The organism is Streptomyces sp. RKND-216 (assembly GCF_004795255.1).
Classification (GTDB): domain Bacteria; phylum Actinomycetota; class Actinomycetes; order Streptomycetales; family Streptomycetaceae; genus Streptomyces; species Streptomyces hazeniae.
In genome coordinates this window covers 4,775,156-4,799,609 of record NZ_SSBQ01000002.1, presented here as the reverse complement: position 1 = coordinate 4,799,609, position 24,454 = coordinate 4,775,156, and the positions used below count along the sequence as shown (strand labels likewise).

The following is a 24,454-nucleotide window of genomic DNA, read 5'->3' as shown; positions in this document are numbered from 1 at the left end:
TCGATGCTTCTGGCTGTGTCTGCGCGTGGTCGGGCCGCACGGCCCGGCTCACTTGATCAGGTAGATCGTGGCGAAGAGGCCGATCCAGACGACATCGACGAAGTGCCAGTAATAGGACACGACGATGGCCGCAGTGGCCTGGTGGTGGGTGAACCTCCTGGCCGCGTACGTCCGCCCCAGGACGAACAGGAACGCGATGAGGCCGCCCGTCACGTGCAGTCCGTGGAAGCCGGTGGTCAGGTAGAAGACGGAGCCGTACGGGTCGGACGAGAGCGAGAGCCCCTCGTGCATGACCAGCTCCGTGTACTCGTAGATCTGACCGCCGATGAAGACCGCGCCCATGAGGAAGGTGATGATGAACCAGCCTCGGAGCTTCTTCACGTCACCGCGCTCGGCGGCGAACACGCCGAGCTGACAGGTGAGTGAGGAGAGCACCAGGATCGTGGTGTTCGTCGCGGAGAAGGGAAGATTCAGTGCCTCGGCGCTCTCCCTCCAGTACTCGGCACCCGTCACCGACCGCAGCGTGAAGTACATCGCGAACAGTGCCGCGAAGAACATCAACTCGGAACTCAGCCAGATGATCGTTCCGACGCTGGTGAGGTTCGGCCGGTTGACCGACGGGTGTGCGTGCCCGGTTTCTACTGCTGTTGCTGTCGCCACGCCCGTCATTATGTCGGTCGCTTATCCCGGGTTCACTTCCGGGGGTGCTGTTCGGTGTGTCCGGCGCCCGTGGACTGCGCAGACGGCCCCGGGAAGGCCCCCGGAAGAGGGTACGAAGCGGTGTCGGCGGGCCCTTCGAGGGAGTAGCATCCGGCTCACCGGGACCTCGATCACGCACGGCTTCCCGGCCCGTCTCACCGACCCCTTCGCGGAGGAACGATGCAGCCGACCGCCACGGTGCTGGTCTACAGCGACGACGCCAACACCCGGGAGCAGGTCCGGCTCGCGGCGGGGCGGCGCCCCGCCGCGGACGCCCCGCAGATCGAGTACGTGGAGTGCGCGACGCTGCCCGCCCTGCTGTCCACCCTGGAGGAGCGGACGGTCGACGTGTGCGTGCTGGACGGGGAGGCCGTGCCGGCCGGCGGCATGGGCGTGTGCCGCCAGATCAAGGACGAGATCTTCCGCTGCCCGCCCGTGCTGCTGCTGATCGGCCGCCCGGAGGACGCCTGGCTGGCGACCTGGAGCCGGGCCGAGGCCGCGGTGTCGCACCCGGTCGACCCGGTCGCCCTCGCGGACGCGCTGGCCGGCCTGCTGCGCGGCGACCACCGCAGCGCGGGCGCCGCGGGCGCCGCCTGACCCCTCCGCGCATGACGCCCGGCCGCCGCGCAGGGGACCTCCCGCACGGCGCCCGGGCGCGTCCTGTGGGTGCTCAGGCCTGGAAGCGGAGGCGGGCCTGAGCGAACTCGATGTCGCCCAGAGGCGCCTGGGCGGGCTTGCCCTCGCCGGTGAGGGCGCTGCCCTCGCGCCACTCGGACCAGCTCAGGTTCCAGTCGCCGAAGCCGTTGCCGAACGCGGGCATCTGCTCGCCGCCGTCGCCGTTGACGTAGGTGAACACGTCGCCCTTCTGCACGAGGCCGAAGAGCCACTTGGCGTTCTCGGTGCTCATGCCGGTGCAGCCGTGGCTGGTGTTGGCGATGCCCTGCGACCCGGAGGACCAGGGCGCGGCGTGCAGGAACTCGCCGCTGTGGGTGAGGCGGGCGTTCCAGTAGACCGGCAGGTCGTAGGACTCGGAGCTGCCCGCGGGGATGCCGATACTCCCGCTGGTCATGCGGAGGAACTGGGTCTTGCCGAGGATCACCTTGACGCCGACCCGGGTGCGGAACCCGGGCTTGCCGGCGCTGATCGGGATGGTGCGCGCCTCCTCGCCGTCCCGGGTGACGGTCAGGGTGTGCGCGGCGAGGTCGACGGTGCCTTCGACACGGTCGTCGGTGCGTATGCTCAGCGGCTTGGAGACGCCGCCGCGGAGGCCGTCGCGTATCTTGATCCCCTCCAGCGCCGCCGAGACGGATATGGAGGCGTGCGAGGGCCAGTACTCCTTGGGCCGGTAGTGCAGCGTCTGCGCATCCACCCAGTGCCAGCCGCCCTGCGCCCGAGGGGTGGAGCGGACGTTCAGTGCGCGCTCCACGGTCTCCCGCTGCTCGCGACCCTTGACCTTGTGACTGAGCTCGGCGACGAGCGGCTGGCCGACGCCGTACTCGCCCTTCTCGGGGCCGAAGGTGACGGTGAACTTCTTGCCGTCGGAGGGCCGCGTCCCGAAGCGGACGGTGCGGCGTCCCGGCTCGCCGTCCTCGTTCTCGGTGCTCACCCGGACGGTGTAACGGGTGCCTGCGGCGAGCGGTGCCGTGCTGTGCCAGCGGGTGCCGTCCTCGGAGAGCCTGCCGCGCACGTGCCGTCCGCCGGCGTCCGTGGCGACCACGTCGGTGAGGAGGGCCTCGTCGTCCTCGGCGGTGACCACGAGGGGCTTGCGGTAGTCGACGTCGTCGCTGCCGTCCTCGGCGCTCAGCTCGACCTGGCTTCCGGCGTCGTACGGGGCGGCCGCCAGTGGATGACCGTCCTCTCCGCAGGCGGTGAGCCCCACCGCCAGGGGCCCCAGCAGAAGGGCGCAGCTCACCGCCGTGCGGCGCTTCCGTATGTCAGTCATGACTTCACGTTAGGAACGCGCGGTGGCGGTGGCCCGTCGGCTTGGGCCGATCGGGTCCTCTTCGCACGACAGGCCCCCGGCAATGCCGGGGGCCTGTCCTGGTGTGCGCGATGCTTGCGGGTTCTGCGCCTACCGGCTTTGCGCCTACTGGTTCTGCGCCTCGCCGCGGTAGTACTCGAAGAACCAGCCGAAGAGGCCGATGAGCACCACGGGCAGCGAGAAGAAGAACAGCCACCAGCCGAAGATGATGCCCAGGAAGGCCAGGGCGCCGCCGAGGGCCAGGGCGAACGGCTGCCAGCTGTGCGGGCTGAAGAAGCCCACCTCGCCGGCGTCGTCGGCGACGTCCGCCTCCTTCTCGTCCTGCGGGCCGACGTCCACCCGGCGTGCGGTGAACGCCAGATAGAAGCCGATCATCATGGCCAGACCGAAGGTGAGGAAGAGCGCGGTCGTGCCGACCGGCTCCTTCGACCAGACGCCGTAGATGATCGCCATGGCCAGCATGAAGAAGGAAAGCCAGATGAACATCTGTCCCTGGATCTTCACTTCCCGACCTCCTTGCCGGTGGCGGCTTCCTTGCCCGGGTCGACGACGTCACGCTGCCCGGTGTCCTCGATCTGGTCCAGGGCGGCGATCTCGGGATGGTGCAGGTCGAACGCGGGAGATTCGGACCGCACGCGCGGCAGGGTGACGAAGTTGTGCCGCGGCGGCGGGCACGAGGTCGCCCACTCCAGCGAACGGCCGTACCCCCACGGGTCGTCGACCTCGATCTTTTTCCCGTGCTTGGCGGTCTTCCAGACGTTGTAGAAGAACGGCAGGAGGGACATGCCCAGCAGGAAGGAGCTGATCGTCGAGATGGTGTTCAGCGCGGTGAACCCGTCGGCGGCCAGGTAGTCGGCGTACCGGCGCGGCATGCCCTCGGCGCCCAGCCAGTGCTGGACCAGGAAGGTGCCGTGGAAGCCGATGAAGAGGGTCCAGAAGGTGATCTTGCCGAGCCGTTCGTCGAGCATCTTGCCGGTGAACTTCGGCCACCAGAAGTGGAACCCGGCGAACATTGCGAAGACGACCGTACCGAACACGACGTAGTGGAAGTGCGCCACCACGAAGTAGCTGTCGGAGACGTGGAAGTCCAGCGGCGGCGAGGCCAGGATGACACCGGTCAGACCACCGAAGGTGAAGGTGACCAGGAAGCCGATCGTCCAGAGCATCGGCGTCTCGAAGGACAGCGAGCCCTTCCACATCGTGCCGATCCAGTTGAAGAACTTCACGCCCGTCGGCACCGCGATGAGGAACGTCATGAACGAGAAGAACGGCAGGAGCACGCCGCCCGTCACGTACATGTGGTGCGCCCACACCGTCACCGACAGGCCGGCGATGGCGATCGTCGCACCGATCAGGCCGATGTAGCCGAACATCGGCTTGCGGCTGAAGACCGGGATGACCTCCGAGACGATGCCGAAGAACGGCAGCGCGATGATGTACACCTCGGGATGGCCGAAGAACCAGAACAGGTGCTGCCAGAGCAGCGCGCCGCCGTTGGACGAGTCGAAGACCATCGAGCCGAACTTGCGGTCCGACTCCAGCACCAGCAGCGCGGCGGCCAGCACCGGGAAGGCCAGCAGCACCAGCACACCGGTGAGCAGCACGTTCCAGGTGAAGATCGGCATCCGGAACATCGTCATGCCGGGCATGCGCATGCAGATGATGGTGGTGATGAAGTTGACCGAGCCGAGGATGGTGCCGAAGCCGGAGAAGGCCAGACCCATGATCCACATGTCCGCGCCGATGCCCGGCGAGTAGACCTCGCTGCTCAGCGGCGCGTACGCGAACCAGCCGAAGCTCGCCGACCCCTGCGGGGTGAGGAAGCCGCCGACCGCGATCAGCGAACCGAAGAGGTAGAGCCAGTAGGCGAACATGTTCAGCCGCGGGAACGCCACGTCGGGCGCGCCGATCTGGAGCGGCATGATCCAGTTCGCGAAGCCCGCGAACAGCGGAGTGGCGAACATCAGCAGCATGACCGTGCCATGCATGGTGAACGCCTGATTGAACTGCTCGTTCGACAGGATCTGCGTGCCCGGGCGGGCGAGTTCGGCGCGCATGAAGAGCGCCATCACGCCGCCGATGACGAAGAAGAAGAACGAAGTGATGAGGTACAGCGACCCGATCGTCTTGTGGTCGGTGGTCGTCAGCCACTTCACCACGACGTTGCCGGGCTCCTTGCGGCGCTGCGAGGAGAGACCGCTCTGGGCAGCGATCGTGTCCTCGGCGGCACCCTGGGGTTCGTTGAGGATGCTCACGGGTTATTCGTCTCCGCATTCCTGGTGTCGCCGATGGTCGCGACACCCGCCGGGATGTAACCGGTCTGGCCCTTCTCCGCCAGCTCTTCCAGGTGCTTCTGGTAGCGCTCCGGCGAAACGATCTTGACGTTGAAGAGCATCCGGGAGTGGTCCACACCGCACAGCTCGGCACACTTGCCCATGTAGGTGCCCTCCATCTCGGGAGTCACCTCGAAGCGGTTGGTGTGGCCGGGGATGACGTCCTGCTTCATCAGGAAGGGAACCACCCAGAAGGAGTGGATGACGTCCCGCGAGGTCAGCACGAACTGGACGGTCTCGCCCTTCGGCAGCCACAAGGTCGGGCCCGGGTTGCCGTTCTGGAAGTTCCGGTCGGCCGGCGTGCCCGCGGTGTAGACGCCCTCGGCGCCCTCCGGGAACGCCTCCTTCATCCGGTCCGGGATGGCGGCGAGTTCCTCGGAGTCCGTGTTGTCCGTGGAGGTGTCGCCGTCGACGTTCTCGACGTAGTTGAAGCCCCAGCTCCACTGGTAGCCCACCACGTTGACGACGTGGTCCGGCTTGTCGGAGGTCTTCAGGAGCTCGGCCTCGTCACGGGCCGTGAAGTAGAAGAGGACCGACACGATGATGATCGGGACCACGGTGTACAGCGCCTCGATGGGCATGTTGTACCGGGTCTGTGTCGGGACCTCCACCTTGGTGTGCGAACGCCGGTGGAAGATGATGCTCCACAGGATCAGCCCGAGCACCAGGGCGCCCGTGGCGAGCGCAGCCGCCCACGAGCCCTGCCACAGGGAGAGGATCCGCGGCGCCTCCTCCGTCACCGGGGTGGGCATGCCGAGGCGGGGGAAGTCCTTGTAGGTGCAACCGGTGGCGGTAGCCAGGACCAGTCCCGCAGCCAGCGCCTGCGGCAGCATCCGCCGCATCGGGCGCCGTGACATGGGGGTACCGCCCACGCCCTTCGGGCGGTGGGGGAGGTCGGAGCCGTTGGGACTCACGTAGCGCCTTCCCGAGAGTCTCGCCCGCTCAGCCGGGCTCGGCCGTCTTAGTGGTCGGGCGCCGGCCCCTGGCGCGGGCAGGGGTTTGATGTTTATGCGGGCCAAACCTTACTGGACGGGATTTGGACCCGCGCCAGGAGGGTCCGTCTCCCGCGTGGCGGCTCCGCAGCGGCCGTCCGGCGGTTCCGGCCGCGCCCCGCCCGCCCCGGCCTGCGTCCTCAATCGCCCGGCCCCGGTGCCTCTGCGCGCGTGGGTCAGGGGCGCGCGCCGCGTCCCCGCGGGGCACTCCGGGTCACCCCCGGGCGGGCCGCCCGTGCAGCGCCGCGAACGGCGGGAGGAGACACGGGCTTCCCTCACGCAGCGGCCCGGGCCGTCGGGCCACGAGAGGGCCGGTGGGGGTGAGGTGCGGTGGGGGTGTGAGGTGCGGTGACCGGTCGGGCCGGCCGGGCGCTAGCGTGAGCGTGTGCCGTACTTCGACGCCGCGTCGTCCGTTCCGCTGCATCCCGTCGCCCGGCAGGCCCTGGTCGCCGCGCTGGACGAAGGCTGGGCCGACCCGGCCCGGCTCCACCGCGAGGGCCGGCGCGCGCGGATGCTTCTGGACGCCGCGCGGCAGACCGCCGCGGAGGCGGTCGGATGCCGCCCGGACGAGCTGACGTTCACCCCGTCGGGCACACAGGCCCTGCACACCGGCGTGGCCGGTGCGGTCGCAGGGCGACGGCGTGCGGGCCGGCACCTGGTGGTCTCCGCGGTGGAGCATTCCGCGGTGTTGCACGCGGCGGCCGCCCACGAGGCGGACGGCGGGACCGTCGCCGAGGTGGCCGTGGGCCGCACGGGCGCCGTCGACCCCGGCGCGTTCGCCGCCGCGCTCACCGAGGGCACCGCCCTGGCCTGCCTGCAGAGCGCCAACCACGAGGTCGGTACCGAACAGCCCGTCGCCGGAGTGGCCGAGGCGTGCCGTGCGGCGGGCGTGCCGCTGCTGGTGGACGCGGCCCAGTCGCTCGCCTGGGATGCGGTGGACGGCCCGTGGTCGTTGCTGGCCGGAAGCGCCCACAAGTGGGGCGGTCCGCCCGGAGTCGGCCTGCTCGTGGTGCGGAAGGGCACCCGCTTCGCCCCGCCGGGTCCCTCGGACGAGCGGGAGTCGGGCCGCGCCCCGGGGTTCGGGAACCTCCCGGCGGTCGTCGCCGCCGCGGCGTCGCTGCGGGCGGTGCGCGCGGAGGCCGCGGCCGAGGCCGCACGACTCCGGGCGCTGGTGGACCGCGTCCGCACCCGGGTGCCCGAAGTCGTCGGGGACGTCGAGGTGGTGGGCGACCCGGTGCACCGGCTGCCGCACGTGGTCACCTTCTCCTGCCTGTACGTGGACGGCGAGGCGCTGCTGCACGCCCTGGACCGCGCCGGGTTCTCGGTGTCCTCCGGTTCCTCCTGCACGTCGAGCACCCTGACGCCCAGCCACGTGCTGCGCGCCATGGGGGTGCTGTCCGAGGGAAACGTCCGCGTGTCGTTGCCGCCGGGTGCCCGCGAGGAAGACGTGGAACGCTTCCTGGCCGAACTCCCGGGCGCGGTGGCGTCCGTGCGCGCCCAGCTCGGCGCACCGGCGAGCGCCCCCGACGCACCGGCCGACATAGGTGCGGACGGCGGCCCGGAGGCATCAAAGTCGTCGGAGGACGCGGAGGAGGACGCCCTGACCGTGGACGCGCTCGGCACGCTGTGTCCGGTACCGGTGATCGAGCTGGCGAAGGTGATCGGCGAGGTACCCGTCGGCGGGGTGATCACGGTCCTCGCCGACGACGAGGCCGCCCGGCTTGACATTCCCGCCTGGTGCGCGATGCGCGGCCACACCTACCTGGGCGCCGGTTCGGACGGCGCGTCCTACCGGATCCGCCGGGCCGCCTGAGCGGACCGGACCGGACCGGACCGGACCGGACCGGTCCGGCGTCAGCCGAGGTGGGACTGCACCTCGGCGGCCGCGGCGTCGCCGTAGGCCTTGGTGAAGCGCTCCATGAAGTTGCCGCGACGCAGCTCGTACTCCTGGGTGCCCAGGGTCTCGATGACCAGGGTGGCCAGCATGCAGCCGACCTGCGCGGCGCGTTCGAGGGAGACGTCCCAGCTCAGACCGGTGAGGAAGCCGGCGCGGAAGGCGTCGCCCACGCCGGTGGGGTCGACCTTGGCCTCCTCCTCGGGCGGGCTGACGAGGAGGGGCTCCTCCCCCTTGCGGTCGATCCGCACGCCCTTGGCGCCCAGGGTGGTCACCCGGGTGCCGACCCGGTCGAGGATGTCCGCGTCGCTCCAGCCGGTCTTGGACTCGACGAGGCCCTTCTCGTACTCGTTGGTGAAGAGGTACGTGGCCCCCTCCGTCAGCACGCGGATGTCGTCGCCCCCCATCCGCGCGATCTGCTGGGAGAAGTCGGCGGCGAAGGGGATGCCGCGGGTACGGCACTCCTCGGTGTGGCGGATCATCGCTTCGGGGTCGTCGGCGCCGATGCACACCAGGTCCAGGCCGCCCACGCGCTCGGCCACGGCCTGGAGTTCGATCAGCCGGGCCTCGCTCATCGCGCCGGTGTAGAAGGAGCCGATCTGGTTGTGGTCGGCGTCGGTGGTGCACACGAAGCGGGCGGTGTGCGCGGTGGTGGAGATGCGCACCGACTCGGTGTCCACGCCGTGCCGGTCCAGCCAGGCCCGGTACTCCTCGAAGTCCTCGCCGGCCGCGCCGACCAGGATCGGGCGAGTGCCGAGGCAGCCCATGCCGAAGCAGACGTTCGCCGCCACCCCGCCGCGGCGCACGTCCAGGGAGTCGACCAGGAAGGACAGCGAGACCGTGTGCAGCTGGTCCGCGACGAACTGGTCGGCGAAACGGCCGGGAAAGGTCATCAGGTGGTCGGTCGCGATGGAGCCGGAGACAGCGATACGCACGGCGAATTCGCTCCAGGAAGGAGAACGGAAGGCGGTCCCGACCACGCTACCCGGTCACCGACCGCATCCGAACAGGACAGAACTACCGGATAGTAGGGCTTTCCCCCGTCTTCGGAGCATGCGTACTGTCGGGGCATGAGCACCCATGGCGCCGATGCGCCCACAGCCGGTCACCGTTCGGCGGAGCCGGAGTCCCTCGCCCAGCTACGCGGCGACTGCGCACGGATGTCCGAGCGCTGGCCCCGTACGGCGCACGGTGCCGCGCCGGGGGCGGCGGCGTCGGAGCGGCCCCGCGGGGTGCACGTCCCGGAGCGCTCCGCGCACCTGTTGGACGGCATGTCCGAATACGGGGACTAGGACCGCACCAGGACCTGTCCGGGAGACCCGGTCTCCTGGTTCCGCGTGAGGCGCGGGCCGTTCGGCCGGGCCCGGGACCGTCCGCGCACCGTGTCGGCCGAACACCGTGCACCGTCCGCCGGCCGTGCCGCGCTTCACCGGATCGACCCTGGTCGTGGGGCGGCCGGACGCTCATGAACGGCCTCTCGTCGCCCCACTCGGCGACCCCGTTCCGCCGGCCCCGTAACGCGGCCGGCGGAACGGCCGGGAACCGCTCGTCGTCCGGTCCCGTCCAAGGGGCGTCCCCGCAAGGGATGCGGGCCCGACAGAAGAGCGGAGCCGAAGGAGCGATGTGGTGAGCACCCAGGAGACCCCCGAGGGACCCCGACTGCGCCGGCGACTGACCGTCGCCTCGGTGGCGACGGCCGTTCTGCTGGCCGGAGGCGGCGGAGCCTACTGGGCGTCGAACGCCGCCGAGTCGGACGACGACACGTCGGCCGCCGCCGACAGCCGTGAGAACCCGCCGCCGCTGGTGCTGGACAGCCTCGGGCTGAGCGAGTCGGGCGACACCCCGGAGCGCGGCATCGCCCCGGGCGAGCCCAACCCCAACGCGACCGTGTACGAGGCCGAGGGCGACCTGCCCGACGGCCCCGGATCGGCACCGGTGCACCGTCCCGAAGGCGACGTGACCGAGGCCGAGATGCAAGCGATCGCCGACGCGTTCGGCGTGGACGGCGCCCCGACCGAGGGCGACGCGGGCTGGCGGGTCGGCGGCACGCCGGACGGGAGCGGTCCGCTGCTGACGGTGGACGAGGAGACCGGCGCGTGGTCCTTCATCCGCCACCGGCCCACCGGCGACGACCTGTGCGGCAAGCCGAAGGAAGGCGGCGCCGGCAAGCCGCCCGCCCCGTGCCCCGACCAGCAGGCCGACGGCGAGGGGCAGTCGAGCAGCGACGGTGAGCGTGGGGGCGACCCGGTGCCCGCCGACGAAGCGAAGAAGACGGTGCGGCCCGCGCTGGAGGCGCTCGACCTGGACAGTGCGGCGCTGGACGCGTCCCACTCCTACCAGGACACCCGCCTGGTGACCGCGAAGCCGCGTCCCGGCGGCATCCCCTCCCAGGACTGGTCCAGCACGTTCACGGTGAACTCCGCCGGCGAGCTGGTGCGGGGCCACGGCCGGCTGGGCGAGCTGGTGAAGGGCGCCGTGTACCCGGTCATGACGGCCGAGGAGACACTGAAGGCACTGAACAAGCACCGTGCGTCCGCCGGCATGCCGGAGGTCCCGTCCTGCGACGACGCGCCGCCGCCGCGCCCGAAGGACGAGAACACCGACCTCGGCGGCTATCCGAAGGCCGACGACGTGATCAGGTGTGCGACCCCCGGTTCCGAGGACTCGTCCGCGAGCGGTGGGGACGCCACCGCGACGGTGAGCGGTGCGACGTTCGGCCTGGCGGCCGAGTACTCGAAGGGCGCGCCGATCCTGGTCCCCGCGTGGATCTACGACGTGGAGAAGCAGGGTGCCGAAGGCACCTACCAGGTGGCCTTCCCCGCGGTGGAGCGCGAGTACCTGCGCACTCCCGAGGACAAGGGCAGCGAGGACGGCAGTGACACGCCGGTCTCCCCCGGATCGCCGGACGGCCGGAAGCTGATCTCCTACCGCGCCGACGGCCGTGACCTGACGGTCACCTTCTGGGGTGGCGTCTGCCACGACTACCAGGCCGTCGCGAAGCCGGCGGACGGCGGAGTCGAGGTGAAGGTCGAGCCGAAGAACCCGGAGCCCAAGGAGAACTGCATCATGATCGCCGAGAAGCAGAAGGTGACGGTGCAGCTCGACAAGCCGCTGGACGGCCGCAAGGTGCTGGACGCCAGGAGCGGCGACCCGCTGCCGAAGAAGTGACCGACGCCTCGGCACGACGCACGACGCACACATGACGAGGGCGGCGACCCGGAAGGGGTCGCCGCCCTCATCGTGCGCCGTTCCGGGCACCTCGTCGCGAGGCGCCCGGCGGACTGCCTCAGCTGATCAGCTGAACGAGTCGCCGCAGGCGCAGGAGCCCGTGGCGTTCGGGTTGTCGATGGTGAAGCCCTGCTTCTCGATGGTGTCGACGAAGTCGATGGAGGCGCCGCCCAGGTAGGGGGCGCTCATCCGGTCGGTGACCACCTTGACGCCGTCGAAGTCCTTCACCACGTCGCCGTCGAGCGAACGCTCGTCGAAGAAGAGCTGGTACCGAAGGCCGGAGCAGCCACCGGGCTGGACGGCCACGCGGAGCGCGAGGTCGTCACGACCCTCCTGCTCGAGGAGGCTCTTGACCTTCACCGCGGCGGCGTCGGACAGGATGATGCCCTCACTCACAGCGGTCTCGTCCGATACGGACATCTGCTTCTCTCCCGGGTTGTTCGGACTGCTCTGCCATGGGCTGGAACGGAAGACATCCCGGATTCATTCCAGTCCCGGCACGTCGCGATCCCTCGTCCCTTGCGGTTCTCATGCTCGCACATCCGGCGCGGGGCGGTCACGAGCGTGCGGCGCACCGGGTGGGACGGGGCGGAAGGCCGTGCGGTCACCCGGGGTCGCGGTATGCGTCACATCGACACGATGCCCGTCGTCAAACTGACGTGAACCGGTTATCATAGATAACGTCACTACGACGATAAGTACGCGTGGATCAGAACGCGTGTTCCGAACAGAAAGGGTGCGTGATCGTGTCCACCACCCAGCCCCTGGACGTGCAGCCCACGCCGCTCGCCCTGCTCCTGCTCGGCCGCGAGGCCGACCCCTCGAGCGAACGCGGCGTCGACTGTCCAGGCGAGCTCCCCTCGCCCTCCGACCCGGACCTGGTGGAGCGCGCCCGCGCGGCCAAGGAGAAGCTGGGCGACAAGGTCTTCGTGCTCGGGCACCACTACCAGCGGGACGAGGTCATCGAGTTCGCCGACGTCACCGGCGACTCCTTCAAGCTGGCCCGGGAGGCGGCCGCCCGCCCGGAGGCCGAGTACATCGTCTTCTGCGGCGTGCACTTCATGGCAGAGTCGGCCGACATCCTCACCTCCGCACGCCAGCAGGTCGTCCTCCCCGACCTCGCGGCCGGCTGCTCCATGGCCGACATGGCGACGGCGGAACAGGTCGCCGAGTGCTGGGACGTCCTGACCGAAGCGGGAGTGGCGGAGCGCACGGTGCCCGTCTCCTACATGAACTCCTCCGCCGACATCAAGGCGTTCACCGGGCGCCACGGCGGCACCATCTGCACCTCCTCCAACGCCCGCCGCGCACTGGACTGGGCCTTCGAGCAGGGGGAGCCCGGACAGAACAAGGTCCTCTTCCTTCCCGACCAGCACCTGGGCCGCAACACCGCCGTCCGGGACATGGGCCTGTCCCTGGACGACTGCGTGGTCTACAACCCGCACAAGCCGGGCGGCGGCCTCACCACCGAGCAGCTGCGCGACGCGAGGATGATCCTGTGGCGCGGCCACTGCTCGGTGCACGGCCGCTTCTCGCTGGACTCCGTCGACGACGTGCGCGCCCGCATCCCGGGCGTCAACGTCCTGGTGCACCCCGAGTGCAAGCACGAGGTGGTCCAGGCCGCGGACTTCGTCGGATCCACGGAGTACATCATCAAGGCGCTCGAGGCCGCCCCCGCGGGCTCGAAATGGGCCATCGGCACCGAGCTGAACCTCGTACGGCGGCTGGCGAACCGTTTCGCGGACGAGGACAAGGAGGTCGTCTTCCTCGACCGCACGGTGTGCTTCTGCTCGACGATGAACCGCATCGACCTCCCGCACCTGGTGTGGGCGCTGGAGTCACTGGTCGAGGGCACCGTGGTCAACCGCATCGAGGTGGACACGAAGACCGAGCAGTACGCCAAGATGGCCCTGGAGCGGATGCTGGCGCTGCCGTGACCTCGTGAAGTCCGGCGCCGGGAACGAACCGGCTCCGGTGGACGTCACCGGTGCGGAGTCGAGCGAGCGCAGAAAGGTACCAGGCCCATGCCGGAGCGGTTGGTCGAGGAGTCACGGCTCCGGCAGCTGCTCGAGGAGGCCCCGTACGACGTCCCGCGCGGCGGGGTCGCCGACCTGGAACGCCTCACCGCGCTGCTCGACGCGGTCGTGCCGCCGTTCCCCCGCGCGGGCGGTCCCTCCCCCGGCGAGGAGGCGGCGGTGGCCGCGTTCCGCGCGGCACGCCTTCGGCAGACGGCCGCGCGGCAGCCCGGCGGACCGGCCTGCGCAGCCGTGGCCGCATCCGTCTCCGCCGCGCAACGGTGGCGGAGGGGCAGCCGGCGTTCGACCACGCTCGGAGTGGTGACCGCGCTCATGCTCGGCGGGGGCATCGCGGTGGCCGCCGGCGGCCACGTGCCGGACCTCGGCCGTTTCCCGGGCGGCTCCGGAGGCGGGCCGACGGAACCCGCACCCTCCTCAGCCCCGCCCTCCGCCCCCGGCAAGAGAACACTCTCGCCTCCGGCAGCCCCGGCTCCCGGCCGTACGCCGGACCGGGACCGGGAACAGCGCAAGCACCGCGACGGCCGGAAGGGCGCGAAGGAGGACGGCGACCGGGAGCGACGGGGCAACGAGCGCGGCCAGGACCGCCGGAACGGGCCCGACGGGAGACCGGACCGCCCGGACCGGAGACCCGATCAGCCGGGACGGGACGGGGACGCACAGCAGGAGACGGCCGAGTGGGAGCGGCGCGGCGAGAAGCGCATCGAGCACAAGGACCGCGACCGCCCCGGGGGTCGCGACCGGCCGCGCGCCGACCAGGAGCCGGGGCGGGGCGGTTCACCGGACCGCGCCGGCGAGGACCGGCGAGACGACCGCGACGACACCGGGCAGGACCGTCGCCGCGACCCGGCGCAGGATGCCCGGGGCGACCGACCCGGACGGGATCGCCGCTGAGAGGCGTGGCCCGGAGCGGGTGCGGGGCGCTTGGCGTCAGGTGACGTCGAGCGCCTCGGGGGACTCGCCGGCTCCGGTGTCCGTCGGCAGGCCCGCGGCCAGGTCGGCCGCGGCACGCACCAGCGGCACGGCCATCAGCGCACCGGCCCCGCCGCCCACCACGATGCGGTGGTCCGTGAGCGGCTCCAACGACATGCGGTCGAGCGCCTTCGCCTGCGCGGGCTCGTCCGTGGCCTGTCCCGCGAGCCACCAGTCGGGGGCCCGAAAGGCCACCCGCTGGCCCACGAGGGCGCAGGCGGCGGAGACCACGCCGTCCAGGATCACCGGCGTCCGCCGCACCGCCGACTGGAGCAGGAACCCGGTCATCGCCGTGAGATCCGCGCCCGCGACGGTCGCGAGCAGCCGGAGCTGGTCGCCGAGCACAGGCCGCGCGCGGCGCAGGCCGTCCCGGATCGCCGCGCACTTGCGCATCCACGCCAGGTCGTCGATCTGCGCACCGCCCCGGCCGGTCACCACGGACGCGTCGGTCCCGCAGAGGGCGGCGACGAGGGCACCGGCCGCCGTGGTGCCTCCGACGGACAGGTCGCCGAGGACGACCAGGTCCGTCCCGGAATCCGCCTCCTCGTCGGCGAGCGCCATGCCCGTGCGGAAGGCCTGCTCGGCCTCGGCGCCGGTGAGGGAGTCCTCGACGTCCAGCCGGCCGGAGGACCTGCGGACACGGTGCCGGGTGACGTCCTCGGGCAGTTCGGCGGGATCGCAGTCGAGCGACATGTCGACGATGCGGAGCGGCACCTCGAGCCGCCGCGCGAGGATCGCGGCCGGGCTGTCGCCGTCGAGCGCGGACCGGACGAGGCTGTGGGCGGACCCGGCCGGACGGGCGGAGACCCCGAGTTCGGCGACGCCGTGATCGCCGGCGAAGAGCAGGAAGCGAGGGCTGCGGATCGGCTGCACCGGTACCTGTGCCTGCGCCGCGGCGAGCCACTCCCCCAGCTCGTCGAGCCGGCCCAGGGCGCGACGGGGAAGGCCGGTGCGTGCCCGCCGCTCCTCCGCGTCCCGTCGGAGGCCGCCGTGCGGCCGCTGGATGAGGTCGGAGAACGCGTCGAGGTTCAGGGTCCCGTCAGGCATGCGCAGAGGCTACGCGAACGGGGCACGCCCGCGGGGCCGGGCCCCGGAGCGGCGCTGTCCCCAGGCCCGTCGGGCACGGGCACCGGCGGAACGTCGGAGCCCGTGCCCGAGGCGCGTCCCGGAACGGGCACCGGCGGAACACCGCCGCGGGGAGGCGCCGCCGAGCGGAACGTCAGCCGTGGAGGCTCATCGGGCCGTAGATCTTGGTGCCGTCCTCCAGGAGGGTGACCTGGTCCGCGCCGCCGTCGAGCAGTTCACGCCACACCTCACCGATCCAGGACTCGGCATCCCCCTGCGTGGAGAACTCGTCCGGCTGGACGGCGGGTTCCGTCTCCGTACCGTCGGACTTCTCGAACCGCCACGTCCACGCCATGTCGCCTCCCGCAGCAACTGATCGGCTGTGCTTGCTCACCGCAGCGTAATGCCCGTTGCGCGACCGGCCACGCCTCGCGAGACGATCGGTGCGTGGAACTCACTCTGCTCGGCACCGGCGCCCCCGCCGGACTGCCCCGCCCGGACTGTCCCTGCGCCGCGTGCGCCCGCGCGACCGGCGGCGACGCGCGGGCCGCGACGGCCCTGCTGCTGGACGGCACCCTGCTGCTCGACCTGACCCCCGGTTCGGCTCTCGCGGCGGCCCGCGCTGGGAAGACGCTGCACGGCGTGCGGCAGGTACTGCTGTCCCACCCGCACGACGGACCCCCGGTGGAGGTCCCGGCCGCGCTGCCGCAGCCGGTGCGCGTGCCCGACGGCCAGGAGCTGTCGCTGCTCAGCGGGCACCGGGCGCGGGCGGTGGCACTGGACGCGCCGGGCACGGGCTACGAGGTGGCCGGTCCGGACGGGGAGCGGCTGCTGTACCTGCCGCCCGAGGGTGCCGTGGCGGGTCACGAACAGGTGGGCGGGCCGTACGCGATGGTACTGCTCGACGTGATCGGGCGTCCGGACGGGCTGGCCCGGCTGCGGGCCGCGGGGGCGGTCGGGCCGACCACGGACGTGGTGGCCGTCCACCTGGATCACGACGTGCCGCCGGGTGGGGAGCTGCGCCGCAGGCTCGCCGCCTCGGGCGCGCGTCCGGTGCCGGACGGCACCACGCTGGCCGTCGGCGCGTACCAGGACGTGCCGGAGCCGCCGCGCCGCACGCTGGTGCTCGGCGGCGCCCGGTCGGGCAAGTCGGTGGAGGCGGAGCGGCGGCTCGCGACGTACCCGGACGTGCTGTACGTGGCGACGAGCGGGCGCCGGGAGGGCGACCCGGACTGGGCGGCGCGGGTGGCAGCGCACCGGGCGCGGCGTCCGGCTTCGTGGCGCACCGTGGAGACCTGCGACCTGGCCCCGCTGCTCGCCGCACCGGAGGAGCCGGCGCTGCTGGTCGACTGCCTGGCGCTCTGGCTGACCGACGCGATGGACGCGGTCGGCGCGTGGGAGGACGCGCGGTGGGAACGCGGCGGAGCAAGGGCGCTGGCCGAGCGGGTCGCCGAGCTGGCGGCGGCGGTGCGGGAGACGCGGCGCCGGGTGGTGCTGGTGAGCAATGAGGTCGGGTCCGGGGTACATCCCGAGACGCCCGCGGGGCGCCGCTTCCGCGACGAGCTGGGCCGGCTGAACGCGGCCGTCGCCACGGAGTGCGAGACGGTGCTGCTCGCCGTGGCGGGCGTCGTCACCCCGCTGCGGTCCTGAGCCCGGACCCCGGGGACGTACCACGTCGCCGGGACCGGGCTCCGGCGGGCTCCGCGCTCACCCGGCGGCGGCGGGGCGCCGCAGACCGCACAGGTGGAGGTAGGCGGCCACGCCCCGGTAGGGGTCCGTACGGGCGGCGCGCTCCTCGGCCGCGAGCTGGCGCGGCAGCAGGGCGCGGCGGTCGTCGTCGGGAGTGAAGACCTGCACTCCGTACCAGGTCCGCAGCGGCACGCCGACGCCCGCAAGCAGCGAGGTCATCGGTTCGAGGCGGAAGGCGCGCTCGGCGAAGTCGAAAGCGGCCAGTGCCGCCTCCCAGTCGCCGGCGCGTGCGGGGTGCAGGGCGAGTGCGGCATCGTTGCGGATCATGACCGACAACAGACCGCCAGGGGCGAGGACGCGCGCGAGTCCGGCGAGGGTGCTGGCCGGGTCGTGCGACGCGGTCAGCCCGTCGTGGCAGAGCACGACGTCGAAGGTGCCCGGCGGGAAGTGGGCACCGGCCTCCTGGCCGCCACCCCGGACGAGGCGCACCCGCTCCCGCACGGCCGTGTCCTCTGCGTCGAGGGCCTCGCCCACGTAGGCGTGCACCGCGGCGTCGGCTTCCAGACCGGTCACCCGGTGGCCGGCGCGGGCGAGACGCAGCGTCCGTTCGACCGGGCCGAGACCGGCTTCGAGGACGGTCAGCGGGCCGCCGCCGGGGAAGTGGGCGGCGAGCTGCTCGTCGAGCTGGCGGGCGACCAGGTCGTGCCGGATCAGGGCCGTTCGCCGCGGGCGACCTGCGGCTTGGGCAGGCGCATCCGGCGCATCTGAAGGGTGCGCATGAAGGCGTAGAGCACCGCGCCGCGCCGATTCTCGTCCGGGAAGCGCTCGGCGAGACTCTTCTTCAGCCGGAAGCTCATCGCGAAGGAGTCGATGACGATCATCGCGATGACGCCGATCCACATCACGAAAGCGATGTTCGTGAACTGCGGAGACGGCACGATGCTGAGGATCAGGATGAGCACCGCGATCGGCAGGAAGAACTCGGCGATCGACCACTTGGCGTCCACGAAGTCGCGGGCGTACCGGCGCACCGGCCCCTGGTCGCGCGCGGGGAGGTACCGCTCGTCGCCGCCGGCCAGCGCCTGCCGCTGCCGCTGCATGTCGGCACGGCGCGCCTCGCGGGCCCGCTTCGCAGCCTCCCTGCGGTTGGCCGGGGGCTTGGCGAGGGTGCGGCGCTGCGCCAGCGCGTCGCTGCGCTTGGGCGTGGGCCGGCCCTTGGGGGCCTGCGGGTCGCGGATCTGCTGGGGCTCGGCCTCGGTCACCTGGGTGACGGCCTGCCCGTCCTTCGAACGGCTTCGGAACACGTCTCTACAGTACGGTGCCGCCGGAGGTGCTCCCCACCCTGGGGGAGAACGATCCCGCAACACCACCCCGTCCCGCACCCGCCGTCTCCTCCCTGCGCCGGAGATGGGCGCGAATGATCGTCCTCGCGGATGAGCGGATCCGGTTCGAGGCGGTGCGGTAATGGAAGAAGGCCCCGTACCCTGGGGTCAAGAAGACGTGCTGAGGCTCGAGTCCGTTACTGAAGGGGGCGCGCGAGGCCCATGAGCGGTGTCATGAAGCGTATGGGGATGATCTTCCGCGCGAAGGCCAACAAGGCCCTGGACCGGGCCGAGGACCCGCGCGAGACGCTCGACTACTCGTACCAGAAGCAGCTGGAGCTGCTGCAGAAGGTGCGCCGCGGCGTCGCCGACGTCGCGACCTCCCGCAAGCGCCTGGAGCTCCAGCTCAGCCAGCTGCAGACGCAGTCGTCCAAGCTGGAGGACCAGGGCAAGAAGGCACTGGCTCTGGGCCGCGAAGACCTGGCCCGGGAGGCGCTGACCCGCCGGGCGGCCCTCCAGCAGCAGGTCACCGATCTGGAGACCCAGCACCAGACGCTCTCCGGCGAGGAGGAGAAGCTCACCCTTGCGGCGCAGCGCCTCCAGGCGAAGGTCGACGCCTTCCGCACCAAGAAGGAGACGATCAAGGCCACGTACACCGCCGCGCAGGCGCAGACGCGGATCGGCGAGGCGTTCACCGGCATCTCCGAGGAGATGGGCGACGTCGGCATGGCCATCCAGCGTGCGGAGGACCGTACGCAGCAGCTCCAGGCCCGCTCCGGCGCCATCGACGAGCTCCTCGCCTCCGGTGCGCTGGAGGACCCGTCGGGCACGGCGAAGGACGACATCGCGGCTGAGCTGGACCGCCTGTCCGGTGGTTCGGACGTCGAGCTGGAGCTCCAGCGCATGAAGGCGGAGCTGGCGGGCGGTTCCGGCTCGGAGCGGCAGGCGCTCGAGGGCGGCGCACAGGGCGCGACCGAGGCCCCGCAGAACGGCACCGCGCAGACCGGCGGCCAGCAGGGGCAGGACACCCCCCGGTTCGACAAGCAGTGACCGCCGGCCGGTGCCGGGCCGGCTGACGGGTGGGTCCGGCCGGTGCCGGGTCGTGCGCCTCGTGAGAAGGAGAGCGTCGTGATCGTCAGGATCATGGGAGAAGGCCAGGTCAGGCTCGAGGACAGCCATTTCCCCGAGCTCAACCGGCTGGACGACGAGCTGGCCGCCGAGGTGGACTCCGGCGACGAGACGGGCTTCCGGCGCACGCTGAACGCGCTGCTGGACGCGGTGCGGGAGATGGGCACGCCGCTCCCGGACGACTCGCTGGAGCCTTCCGAGCTGATCCTCCCGGCACCGGAGGCCACGCTGGACGAGGTGCGCGGGATGCTGAACGAGGACGGGCTGATCCCGGGTACGACGGACCCGGAGCCGGCGGAATAGGCGCCCGCGGGTGAGCGGCAGGTTCGTCGACGGGCGGGGCGGCGCGCCGCCCCGCCGGGAGCCCGTAACGTGCGTGCTGTGACCAGCGACCCCACCGATCCCCTCGGCGCCGGCGGCGGACGCCTGGCCGAGCTGCGGCGCAGGCAGCGCGCCCACCCGTACATGGTGGACGCGCTACTGGCGGCGGGCACGCTGCTGTACGTCCTGGCAGCGGCGGGCACCGAACCGCACGGGCCGGACGGCCACCCCACCTTCCGAGACCCATATCTCGACCTGACCACGGTCGTGCTGGCGGCCGTGTCCTGCGCCTCGCTGGTGGCGCGGCGCCCGGCGGCGCTGATCGTGCTGTGCGTGACCAGTGTGGTCACCGTGGCCGGCCTGGTGCTGGACCACCCCGACGCGGCAGGGCCCGGCGCGAGCCGGGCGCCGCTGGCGGCAGCGGCCGTCGTCGCCCTCTACACGGTCTCCAACCGCACCGACCGGGCCACCTCGTGGCGGGTGGGCGCGATCACCGTCGGCACCCTGACCGCCTCGGCGATGCTGTTCGGCGAGGGCCCCTGGTACGCGCAGGAGAACCTGGCGATCTTCGCGTGGACGGCGCTGGCCGCCGCGGCCGGTGAGGCGGTACGAGGACGCCGCGCGTTCGTCGACGCCATCCGGGAGCGGGCCGAGCGCGCGGAGCGCACCCGGGAGGAGGAGGCCCGGCGCCGGGTCGCCGAGGAGCGCATGCGCATCGCCCGCGAGCTGCACGACGTGGTCGCCCACCACATCGCCCTGGTCAACGTGCAGGCGGGGGTGGCGTCGCACGTGATGGACCAGCGGCCGGACCAGGCGAAACAGGCCCTGGCCCACGTACGGGAAGCCAGCCGTCACGCGCTGGACGAGCTGCAGGCGACAGTCGGGCTGCTGCGGCAGTCCGGCGATCCCGCGGCACCCACCGAACCCGCGCCGGGGCTGGAGCTGCTGGCGGAGCTGGTGGCGGGCTTCGAGCAGGCGGGGCTCCGGGTGGACGTCGAACTGCCGCCGCGCGGGGCGCCGTTGCCGTCGGCCATCGACCTCACCGCCTACCGGGTGGTGCAGGAGGCACTGACCAACGTGCAGAAGCACGTCGGCGCGGGGGCGCGGGTGGCGGTGCGCATCACGCGGGACCCGGCGGCACTGCGGATCGGCGTGGTGGACGACGGCGCGGGCGCGGCGGTCCGCGGCGCGGAGGACGTGGACGCCTGGCACGGAGAGCGCCACGGGGCGGAGCACCGCGGCGGCGGGCACGGGCTGACCGGCATGCGGGAGCGGGCGGCCGCCCTGAACGGGCGGTGCGACGCCGAGCCGGTCGAGGGCGGCGGCTTCGCCGTCCGGGTGCTGCTGCCGCTGCGCGCGACGGCGCCCGAGCCCGGCCCGGGGCCGGTTCCCGCACCGGGGTCCGGGGCCGTCGGCGTGCCGGCTCCGGAGGACGTGGCTGCCTCGGAAGGCGTACGGACTCCCGGGGCGGGGAGCGGCGGGCGTGACCATCCGCGTCGTACTAGCCGACGACCAGGCCCTGTTGCGCAGCGCCTTCCGCGTCCTGGTCGACTCCGAAGCCGACATGCGGGTCGTCGGCGAGGCGTCGGACGGCGCCGAGGCGGTGGAGGTCGCCCGCCGCAGAGAGGCCGACGTGGTCCTGATGGACATCCGGATGCCCGGTACGGACGGCATCGTGGCCACCCGGGAGATCTGCGCCGACCCCGCTCTCGCCCGCGTGAAGGTGGTCATCCTCACCACCTTCGAGCAGGACGCGTACGTGCTCCGGGCACTGCGGGCCGGTGCCTGCGGCTTCCTCGGCAAGGGCGCCGAGCCGGACGAACTGCTGGCCGCCGTCCGCATCGCGGCGGCGGGCGACGCCCTGCTCTCCCCCTCCGCGACGAAGGGCCTCATCAGGCGGTTCCTCACGCACGACGGCGGGGCCTCAGGCGGAGACGGGAGCGAGGGCGCGGGAGGCGGCGTGCCGGGGCTGGACGCGCTCACCGCACGGGAGCGCGAGGTGCTGTCCCTGGTGGCGGGCGGGCTCTCCAACGACGAGATCGCCGGACGGCTGACGGTGAGCCCGCTGACGGTGAAGACACACGTCAACCGGATCATGGGAAAGCTCGGCGCCCGGGACCGGGCGCAACTGGTCGTGGCCGCCTACGAGAGCGGCCTGGTCCGGCCCGGCACGCGGCCGGGCGGCTAGCCTCCGTTAGCCTCCGTCGTCATGGACGCGGGCAGGGCGACGACAGGTGAGGGGCTGCGGTTCGCCTTCGGCACGCTGACCGTGATCCCCGTGCGGGTGGCGCGCTGGGACCGTGCCGCGGCCGGACGGGGCATGGGATGCGCCCCGGTCGTGGGGCTGGCGGTCGGCGCGGTCGCCGGACTGGCGGGCGCGGCGCTGCTGGTACTGGGCGCGGGGCCGCTGCTCGCCGCGGTGGCGGCGGTCGCCGTGCCGGCGGCCCTGACCCGCGGGCTGCACCTGGACGGGCTGGCCGATGTGGCGGACGGGCTGGGCAGCGGACGTCCCGCGGACGAGGCGCTGCGGATCATGAAGCAGTCCGACATCGGGCCCTTCGGCGTCCTGACGCTCGTGCTGGTGCTGCTGGCCCAGGTCGCCGCGCTCGCCGAGCTGTACGGCGCGGGCTGGCCGCTCGGGGCGGCCGGCGCACTGGTCGCGGCGGTCGCCGCACGGGTGGCGCTGACGCTCGCGGCACGGGCGGGCGTGCCCGCCGCCCGGCCGGACGGGCTCGGTGCGGTGGTGGCCGGGGCGGTACCGGGGCGGACGGCGCTGCTCGTCGCGGCGCTCGCCGTCGTCGCCATGGGGGTGCTGGACTGGCGGTACGGCGTGGCCGTGGTGGCCGCGTCGTGCGTGGCGGAAGGGCTGGTGCGGCGGTGCCGGGCACGGTTCGGCGGTGTGACCGGGGACGTCTTCGGCGCGGCGGCGGAGTCCGCCGCCACGGTCGCCCTGCTCGCCCTCACCCTCCCCCTCGGCTGAGCCCCGCTGTCCGCTCCCCCTCCCGCCCCGGTCCCGCTCGCCGGGGGCGGGGAGGAGCACGGGGGCGGCGCTTCGCACCGGAACCGCGTAGGGTCGCCCGAAAACACGGGCTCAGGCGGGCATACGATGCCCGAAGTGCCCGAAGCCGTGCACCACCCCGACGGCTCACTCAACGAAAGCAGGTCCCTTCCACCGTGTCTGCTCTGACTCTCAGCACCTCGTCCGGCGCGACGCTGCGCGCGGACGCCGTCGTCGTCGGTGTCGCCAAGGGCGCCGAGGGCCCCGTCGTCGCCTCCGGCGACGACTCCGTGGACAAGGCCTTCGGCGGCGGACTGGCCGCCATCCTGGAGACGCTGGGGGCCGGCGGAACCGAAGGCGAAGTGACCAAGGTCCCCGCTCCGGGCAGCGGCCTCAAGGCCCCGCTGGTCGTGGCCGTCGGCCTGGGCGAGATCCCGGAGAAGAAGTCCTCCTACGACCCCGAGGCGCTGCGCCGCGCCGCGGGCGCCGCCGCCCGTGCCCTGGGTGGCAAGAAGTCGGCGGGCTTCGCCCTGCCCGTCGACGACGTGGAGTCCCTCGCGGCCGTCGCGGAGGGCGCGCTGCTCGGCGCGTACGCCTTCACCACCTACCGCGGCCGGGAGGCCGGCGGGGACGCCAAGGCGAAGAAGAAGGGCGAGGACAAGCGTGCCCCGCTCGGCGAGGTCGTGCTGCTCGGCGGCAAGCCGCGTGACAAGGCCCACAAGGAGGCCGTGGCGCGGGCCGAGGTGCTCGCCGCCGAGGTGCACCGCGCCCGCGACCTGATCAACATGCCGTCCAACGACCTGAACCCGCTGACGTTCACCGCGCAGGTGCAGGCCGCCGCCAAGGAGCACGGCCTCAAGGTCGAGGTGCTGGACGAGAAGGCGCTCGCCAAGGGCGGTTACGGCGGCATCCTCGGCGTCGGCCAGGGCTCCGAGGTCCCGCCCCGTCTGGTCCGCGTGTCCTACTCCGGTGCGCGGGCGAAGAAGACGGTCGCGCTGGTCGGCAAGGGCATCACCTACGACTCGGGCGGCATCTCGCTGAAGCCGGCCGGCAGCAACGAGACGATGAAGTGCGACATGAGCGGCGCGGCCGCCGTGTTCGCCACCGTGGTGGCCGCGGCGCGGCTGGGCCTGAAGGTGAACGTCACCGGTTGGTTGGCGCTGGCGGAGAACATGCCCTCCGGCTCGGCGACCCGTCCCGGCGACGTGCTGAGCATGTACGGCGGCAAGACGGTGGAGGTGCTGAACACCGACGCCGAGGGCCGGCTGGTGCTGGCCGACGCGCTGACCCGCGCCTGCGAGGAGTCCCCGGACGCGGTGGTGGACGTGGCGACGCTGACCGGCGCGATGATGGTCGCGCTGGGCAGCCGTACGTTCGGCATCATGGCGAACGACGAGGCGTTCCGCGGGAACGTGCACGACATCGCGGGTGACGCCGGCGAGGACGCGTGGCCGATGCCGGCGCCGCAGCACCTGCGCAAGAGCATGGAGTCACCGGTCGCGGACCTCGCGAACGTGGGCGACCGGATGGGCGGCGGCCTGTTCGCCGGCCTCTTCCTGGAGGAGTTCGTGACCGACGGCACGAAGTGGGCACACCTGGACATCGCGGGCCCGGCGTTCAACGACGGTGCGCCGCACGGCTACACCCCCAAGGGCGGCACCGGCGTGGCCGTGCGGACCCTGGTGCGGCTGGCCGAGCGCGCCGCCGCGGGCGACGTGCTCTGATCTCCGCCGCCGCGACGGCACCCGACAGGTACGGCCTCGTTCGCTTCCCGCGGATCGGGGCCGTACCCGTCGGTA

General features: G+C 72.5%; 23 protein-coding genes and 1 pseudogene. 13 read left to right on the top strand and 11 right to left on the bottom strand.

Annotated features, from left to right (window positions below):
- Positions 1-48: 48 nt before the first annotated feature.
- Complete coding sequence (locus E4198_RS20990; protein ID WP_027766043.1) at positions 49-669, bottom strand: heme-copper oxidase subunit III; 621 nt, start codon at positions 667-669, stop codon at positions 49-51.
- Positions 670-879: 210 nt separating this feature from the next.
- On the opposite strand from E4198_RS20990, the gene E4198_RS20985 reads away from it, so the two are divergent.
- Positions 880-1,296, top strand: coding sequence for a response regulator transcription factor (locus tag E4198_RS20985; protein ID WP_136184525.1), 417 nt, complete (start codon positions 880-882; stop codon positions 1,294-1,296).
- A gap of 73 nt (positions 1,297-1,369) precedes the next feature.
- On the opposite strand, the gene E4198_RS20980 is transcribed toward E4198_RS20985, so the two are convergent.
- From E4198_RS20980 to coxB, 4 genes are all read right to left on the bottom strand, one after another.
- A complete protein-coding gene (locus E4198_RS20980) occupies positions 1,370-2,641 on the bottom strand; it encodes an Ig-like domain-containing protein (protein WP_136184524.1) in 1,272 nt (423 codons plus the stop codon).
- A gap of 144 nt (positions 2,642-2,785) precedes the next feature.
- Positions 2,786-3,184 (bottom strand): cytochrome c oxidase subunit 4, encoded by a 399-nt coding sequence (locus tag E4198_RS20975; protein ID WP_136184523.1) that lies wholly within the window; start codon positions 3,182-3,184, stop codon positions 2,786-2,788.
- Positions 3,181-4,935 carry a cytochrome c oxidase subunit I gene (gene ctaD / locus E4198_RS20970; RefSeq protein ID WP_136184522.1) on the bottom strand — a complete coding sequence of 585 codons (1,755 nt, stop codon included), beginning with the start codon at positions 4,933-4,935 and terminating at the stop codon, positions 3,181-3,183. The genes E4198_RS20975 and ctaD overlap by 4 nt, the downstream gene beginning before the upstream one ends.
- On the bottom strand, positions 4,932-5,870 hold the full coding sequence (gene coxB / locus E4198_RS20965; RefSeq protein ID WP_037789421.1) for a cytochrome c oxidase subunit II: 939 nt from the start codon (positions 5,868-5,870) through the stop codon (positions 4,932-4,934). The genes ctaD and coxB overlap by 4 nt, the downstream gene beginning before the upstream one ends.
- Positions 5,871-6,390: 520 nt before the next feature.
- Here coxB and E4198_RS20960 point away from each other — a divergent pair.
- Positions 6,391-7,818, top strand: a complete 1,428-nt coding sequence (locus E4198_RS20960) for a cysteine desulfurase/sulfurtransferase TusA family protein (RefSeq protein ID WP_136184521.1) — start codon at positions 6,391-6,393, stop codon at positions 7,816-7,818.
- Between the two features lie 41 nt (positions 7,819-7,859).
- Here the strand turns inward: E4198_RS20960 and E4198_RS20955 are convergent, their stop codons facing one another.
- Positions 7,860-8,834: a carbohydrate kinase family protein gene (locus E4198_RS20955; RefSeq protein WP_136184520.1), complete on the bottom strand. Its 975-nt coding sequence runs from the start codon at positions 8,832-8,834 to the stop codon at positions 7,860-7,862.
- Between the two features lie 135 nt (positions 8,835-8,969).
- Between E4198_RS20955 and E4198_RS20950 the strand changes: the two genes are divergently transcribed.
- Together E4198_RS20950 and E4198_RS20945 are read left to right on the top strand one after the other, a co-directional pair.
- Positions 8,970-9,191 carry a hypothetical protein gene (locus E4198_RS20950; protein ID WP_136184519.1) on the top strand — a complete coding sequence of 74 codons (222 nt, stop codon included), beginning with the start codon at positions 8,970-8,972 and terminating at the stop codon, positions 9,189-9,191.
- 334 nt (positions 9,192-9,525) lie between these two features.
- A complete protein-coding gene (locus tag E4198_RS20945) occupies positions 9,526-11,067 on the top strand; it encodes a hypothetical protein (protein WP_136184518.1) in 1,542 nt (513 codons plus the stop codon).
- 126 nt (positions 11,068-11,193) lie between these two features.
- Here E4198_RS20945 and E4198_RS20940 read toward each other — a convergent pair whose 3' ends face one another.
- Positions 11,194-11,547 (bottom strand): iron-sulfur cluster assembly accessory protein, encoded by a 354-nt coding sequence (locus tag E4198_RS20940; RefSeq protein WP_136184517.1) that lies wholly within the window; start codon positions 11,545-11,547, stop codon positions 11,194-11,196.
- Between the two features lie 326 nt (positions 11,548-11,873).
- On the opposite strand from E4198_RS20940, the gene nadA reads away from it, so the two are divergent.
- Positions 11,874-13,064, top strand: a complete 1,191-nt coding sequence (gene nadA, locus E4198_RS20935; protein WP_136184516.1) for a quinolinate synthase NadA — start codon at positions 11,874-11,876, stop codon at positions 13,062-13,064.
- Between the two features lie 87 nt (positions 13,065-13,151).
- Entirely contained in the window at positions 13,152-14,054 is a 903-nt protein-coding gene (locus E4198_RS20930; protein ID WP_168711485.1) for a hypothetical protein, read from the top strand.
- A 36-nt stretch (positions 14,055-14,090) separates the two neighbouring features.
- On the opposite strand, the gene E4198_RS20925 is transcribed toward E4198_RS20930, so the two are convergent.
- Positions 14,091-15,179, bottom strand: a complete 1,089-nt coding sequence (locus tag E4198_RS20925; protein ID WP_210732869.1) for a nicotinate-nucleotide--dimethylbenzimidazole phosphoribosyltransferase — start codon at positions 15,177-15,179, stop codon at positions 14,091-14,093.
- Between the two features lie 172 nt (positions 15,180-15,351).
- Positions 15,352-15,552, bottom strand: coding sequence for a hypothetical protein (locus E4198_RS20920; RefSeq protein ID WP_136184514.1), 201 nt, complete (start codon positions 15,550-15,552; stop codon positions 15,352-15,354).
- Between the two features lie 92 nt (positions 15,553-15,644).
- Between E4198_RS20920 and E4198_RS20915 the strand changes: the two genes are divergently transcribed.
- On the top strand, positions 15,645-16,847 hold the full coding sequence (locus E4198_RS20915) for a bifunctional adenosylcobinamide kinase/adenosylcobinamide-phosphate guanylyltransferase (RefSeq protein ID WP_136184513.1): 1,203 nt from the start codon (positions 15,645-15,647) through the stop codon (positions 16,845-16,847).
- 57 nt (positions 16,848-16,904) lie between these two features.
- Here E4198_RS20915 and E4198_RS20910 read toward each other — a convergent pair whose 3' ends face one another.
- Both E4198_RS20910 and E4198_RS20905 read right to left on the bottom strand, forming a co-directional pair.
- Positions 16,905-17,528 carry a methyltransferase domain-containing protein gene (locus tag E4198_RS20910; RefSeq protein WP_348771325.1) on the bottom strand — a complete coding sequence of 208 codons (624 nt, stop codon included), beginning with the start codon at positions 17,526-17,528 and terminating at the stop codon, positions 16,905-16,907.
- A 68-nt stretch (positions 17,529-17,596) separates the two neighbouring features.
- Entirely contained in the window at positions 17,597-18,190 is a 594-nt protein-coding gene (locus E4198_RS20905; protein WP_136184512.1) for a DUF3043 domain-containing protein, read from the bottom strand.
- Between the two features lie 252 nt (positions 18,191-18,442).
- Here E4198_RS20905 and E4198_RS20900 point away from each other — a divergent pair, with 252 nt between their 5' ends.
- The 6 genes and pseudogenes from E4198_RS20900 (at position 18,443) to E4198_RS20875 (ending at position 24,379) form a co-directional block, all read left to right on the top strand.
- Positions 18,443-19,258: a PspA/IM30 family protein gene (locus E4198_RS20900; protein WP_136184511.1), complete on the top strand. Its 816-nt coding sequence runs from the start codon at positions 18,443-18,445 to the stop codon at positions 19,256-19,258.
- Between the two features lie 78 nt (positions 19,259-19,336).
- Entirely contained in the window at positions 19,337-19,639 is a 303-nt protein-coding gene (locus E4198_RS20895; RefSeq protein ID WP_136184510.1) for a hypothetical protein, read from the top strand.
- Between the two features lie 132 nt (positions 19,640-19,771).
- Positions 19,772-21,025: pseudogene (locus E4198_RS20890) on the top strand (histidine kinase); the annotation flags it as partial.
- Between the two features lie 115 nt (positions 21,026-21,140).
- Positions 21,141-21,845 (top strand): response regulator transcription factor, encoded by a 705-nt coding sequence (locus E4198_RS20885; RefSeq protein ID WP_136184509.1) that lies wholly within the window; start codon positions 21,141-21,143, stop codon positions 21,843-21,845.
- Between the two features lie 21 nt (positions 21,846-21,866).
- Positions 21,867-22,637 carry an adenosylcobinamide-GDP ribazoletransferase gene (gene cobS / locus E4198_RS20880; RefSeq protein ID WP_136184508.1) on the top strand — a complete coding sequence of 257 codons (771 nt, stop codon included), beginning with the start codon at positions 21,867-21,869 and terminating at the stop codon, positions 22,635-22,637.
- Between the two features lie 194 nt (positions 22,638-22,831).
- Positions 22,832-24,379 (top strand): leucyl aminopeptidase, encoded by a 1,548-nt coding sequence (locus E4198_RS20875; RefSeq protein ID WP_136184507.1) that lies wholly within the window; start codon positions 22,832-22,834, stop codon positions 24,377-24,379.
- The last annotated feature ends 75 nt before the right edge of the window (positions 24,380-24,454 follow it).

Bases quoted from the DNA above. Each gene is read 5' to 3' on its own strand.
- E4198_RS20985 (WP_136184525.1), top strand. From the start codon at position 880: ATGCAGCCGACCGCCACGGTGCTGGTCTACAGCGACGACGCCAACACC.
- E4198_RS20980 (WP_136184524.1), bottom strand. From the start codon at position 2,641: ATGACTGACATACGGAAGCGCCGCACGGCGGTGAGCTGCGCCCTTCTG.
- E4198_RS20920 (WP_136184514.1), bottom strand. From the start codon at position 15,552: ATGGCGTGGACGTGGCGGTTCGAGAAGTCCGACGGTACGGAGACGGAA.
- E4198_RS20930 (WP_168711485.1), top strand. From the start codon at position 13,152: ATGCCGGAGCGGTTGGTCGAGGAGTCACGGCTCCGGCAGCTGCTCGAG.
- E4198_RS20940 (WP_136184517.1), bottom strand. From the start codon at position 11,547: ATGTCCGTATCGGACGAGACCGCTGTGAGTGAGGGCATCATCCTGTCC.
- coxB (WP_037789421.1), bottom strand. From the start codon at position 5,870: ATGTCACGGCGCCCGATGCGGCGGATGCTGCCGCAGGCGCTGGCTGCG.
- E4198_RS20925 (WP_210732869.1), bottom strand. From the start codon at position 15,179: ATGCCTGACGGGACCCTGAACCTCGACGCGTTCTCCGACCTCATCCAG.
- E4198_RS20950 (WP_136184519.1), top strand. From the start codon at position 8,970: ATGAGCACCCATGGCGCCGATGCGCCCACAGCCGGTCACCGTTCGGCG.
- E4198_RS20900 (WP_136184511.1), top strand. From the start codon at position 18,443: ATGAAGCGTATGGGGATGATCTTCCGCGCGAAGGCCAACAAGGCCCTG.
- cobS (WP_136184508.1), top strand. From the start codon at position 21,867: ATGGACGCGGGCAGGGCGACGACAGGTGAGGGGCTGCGGTTCGCCTTC.
- E4198_RS20990 (WP_027766043.1), bottom strand. From the start codon at position 669: ATGACGGGCGTGGCGACAGCAACAGCAGTAGAAACCGGGCACGCACAC.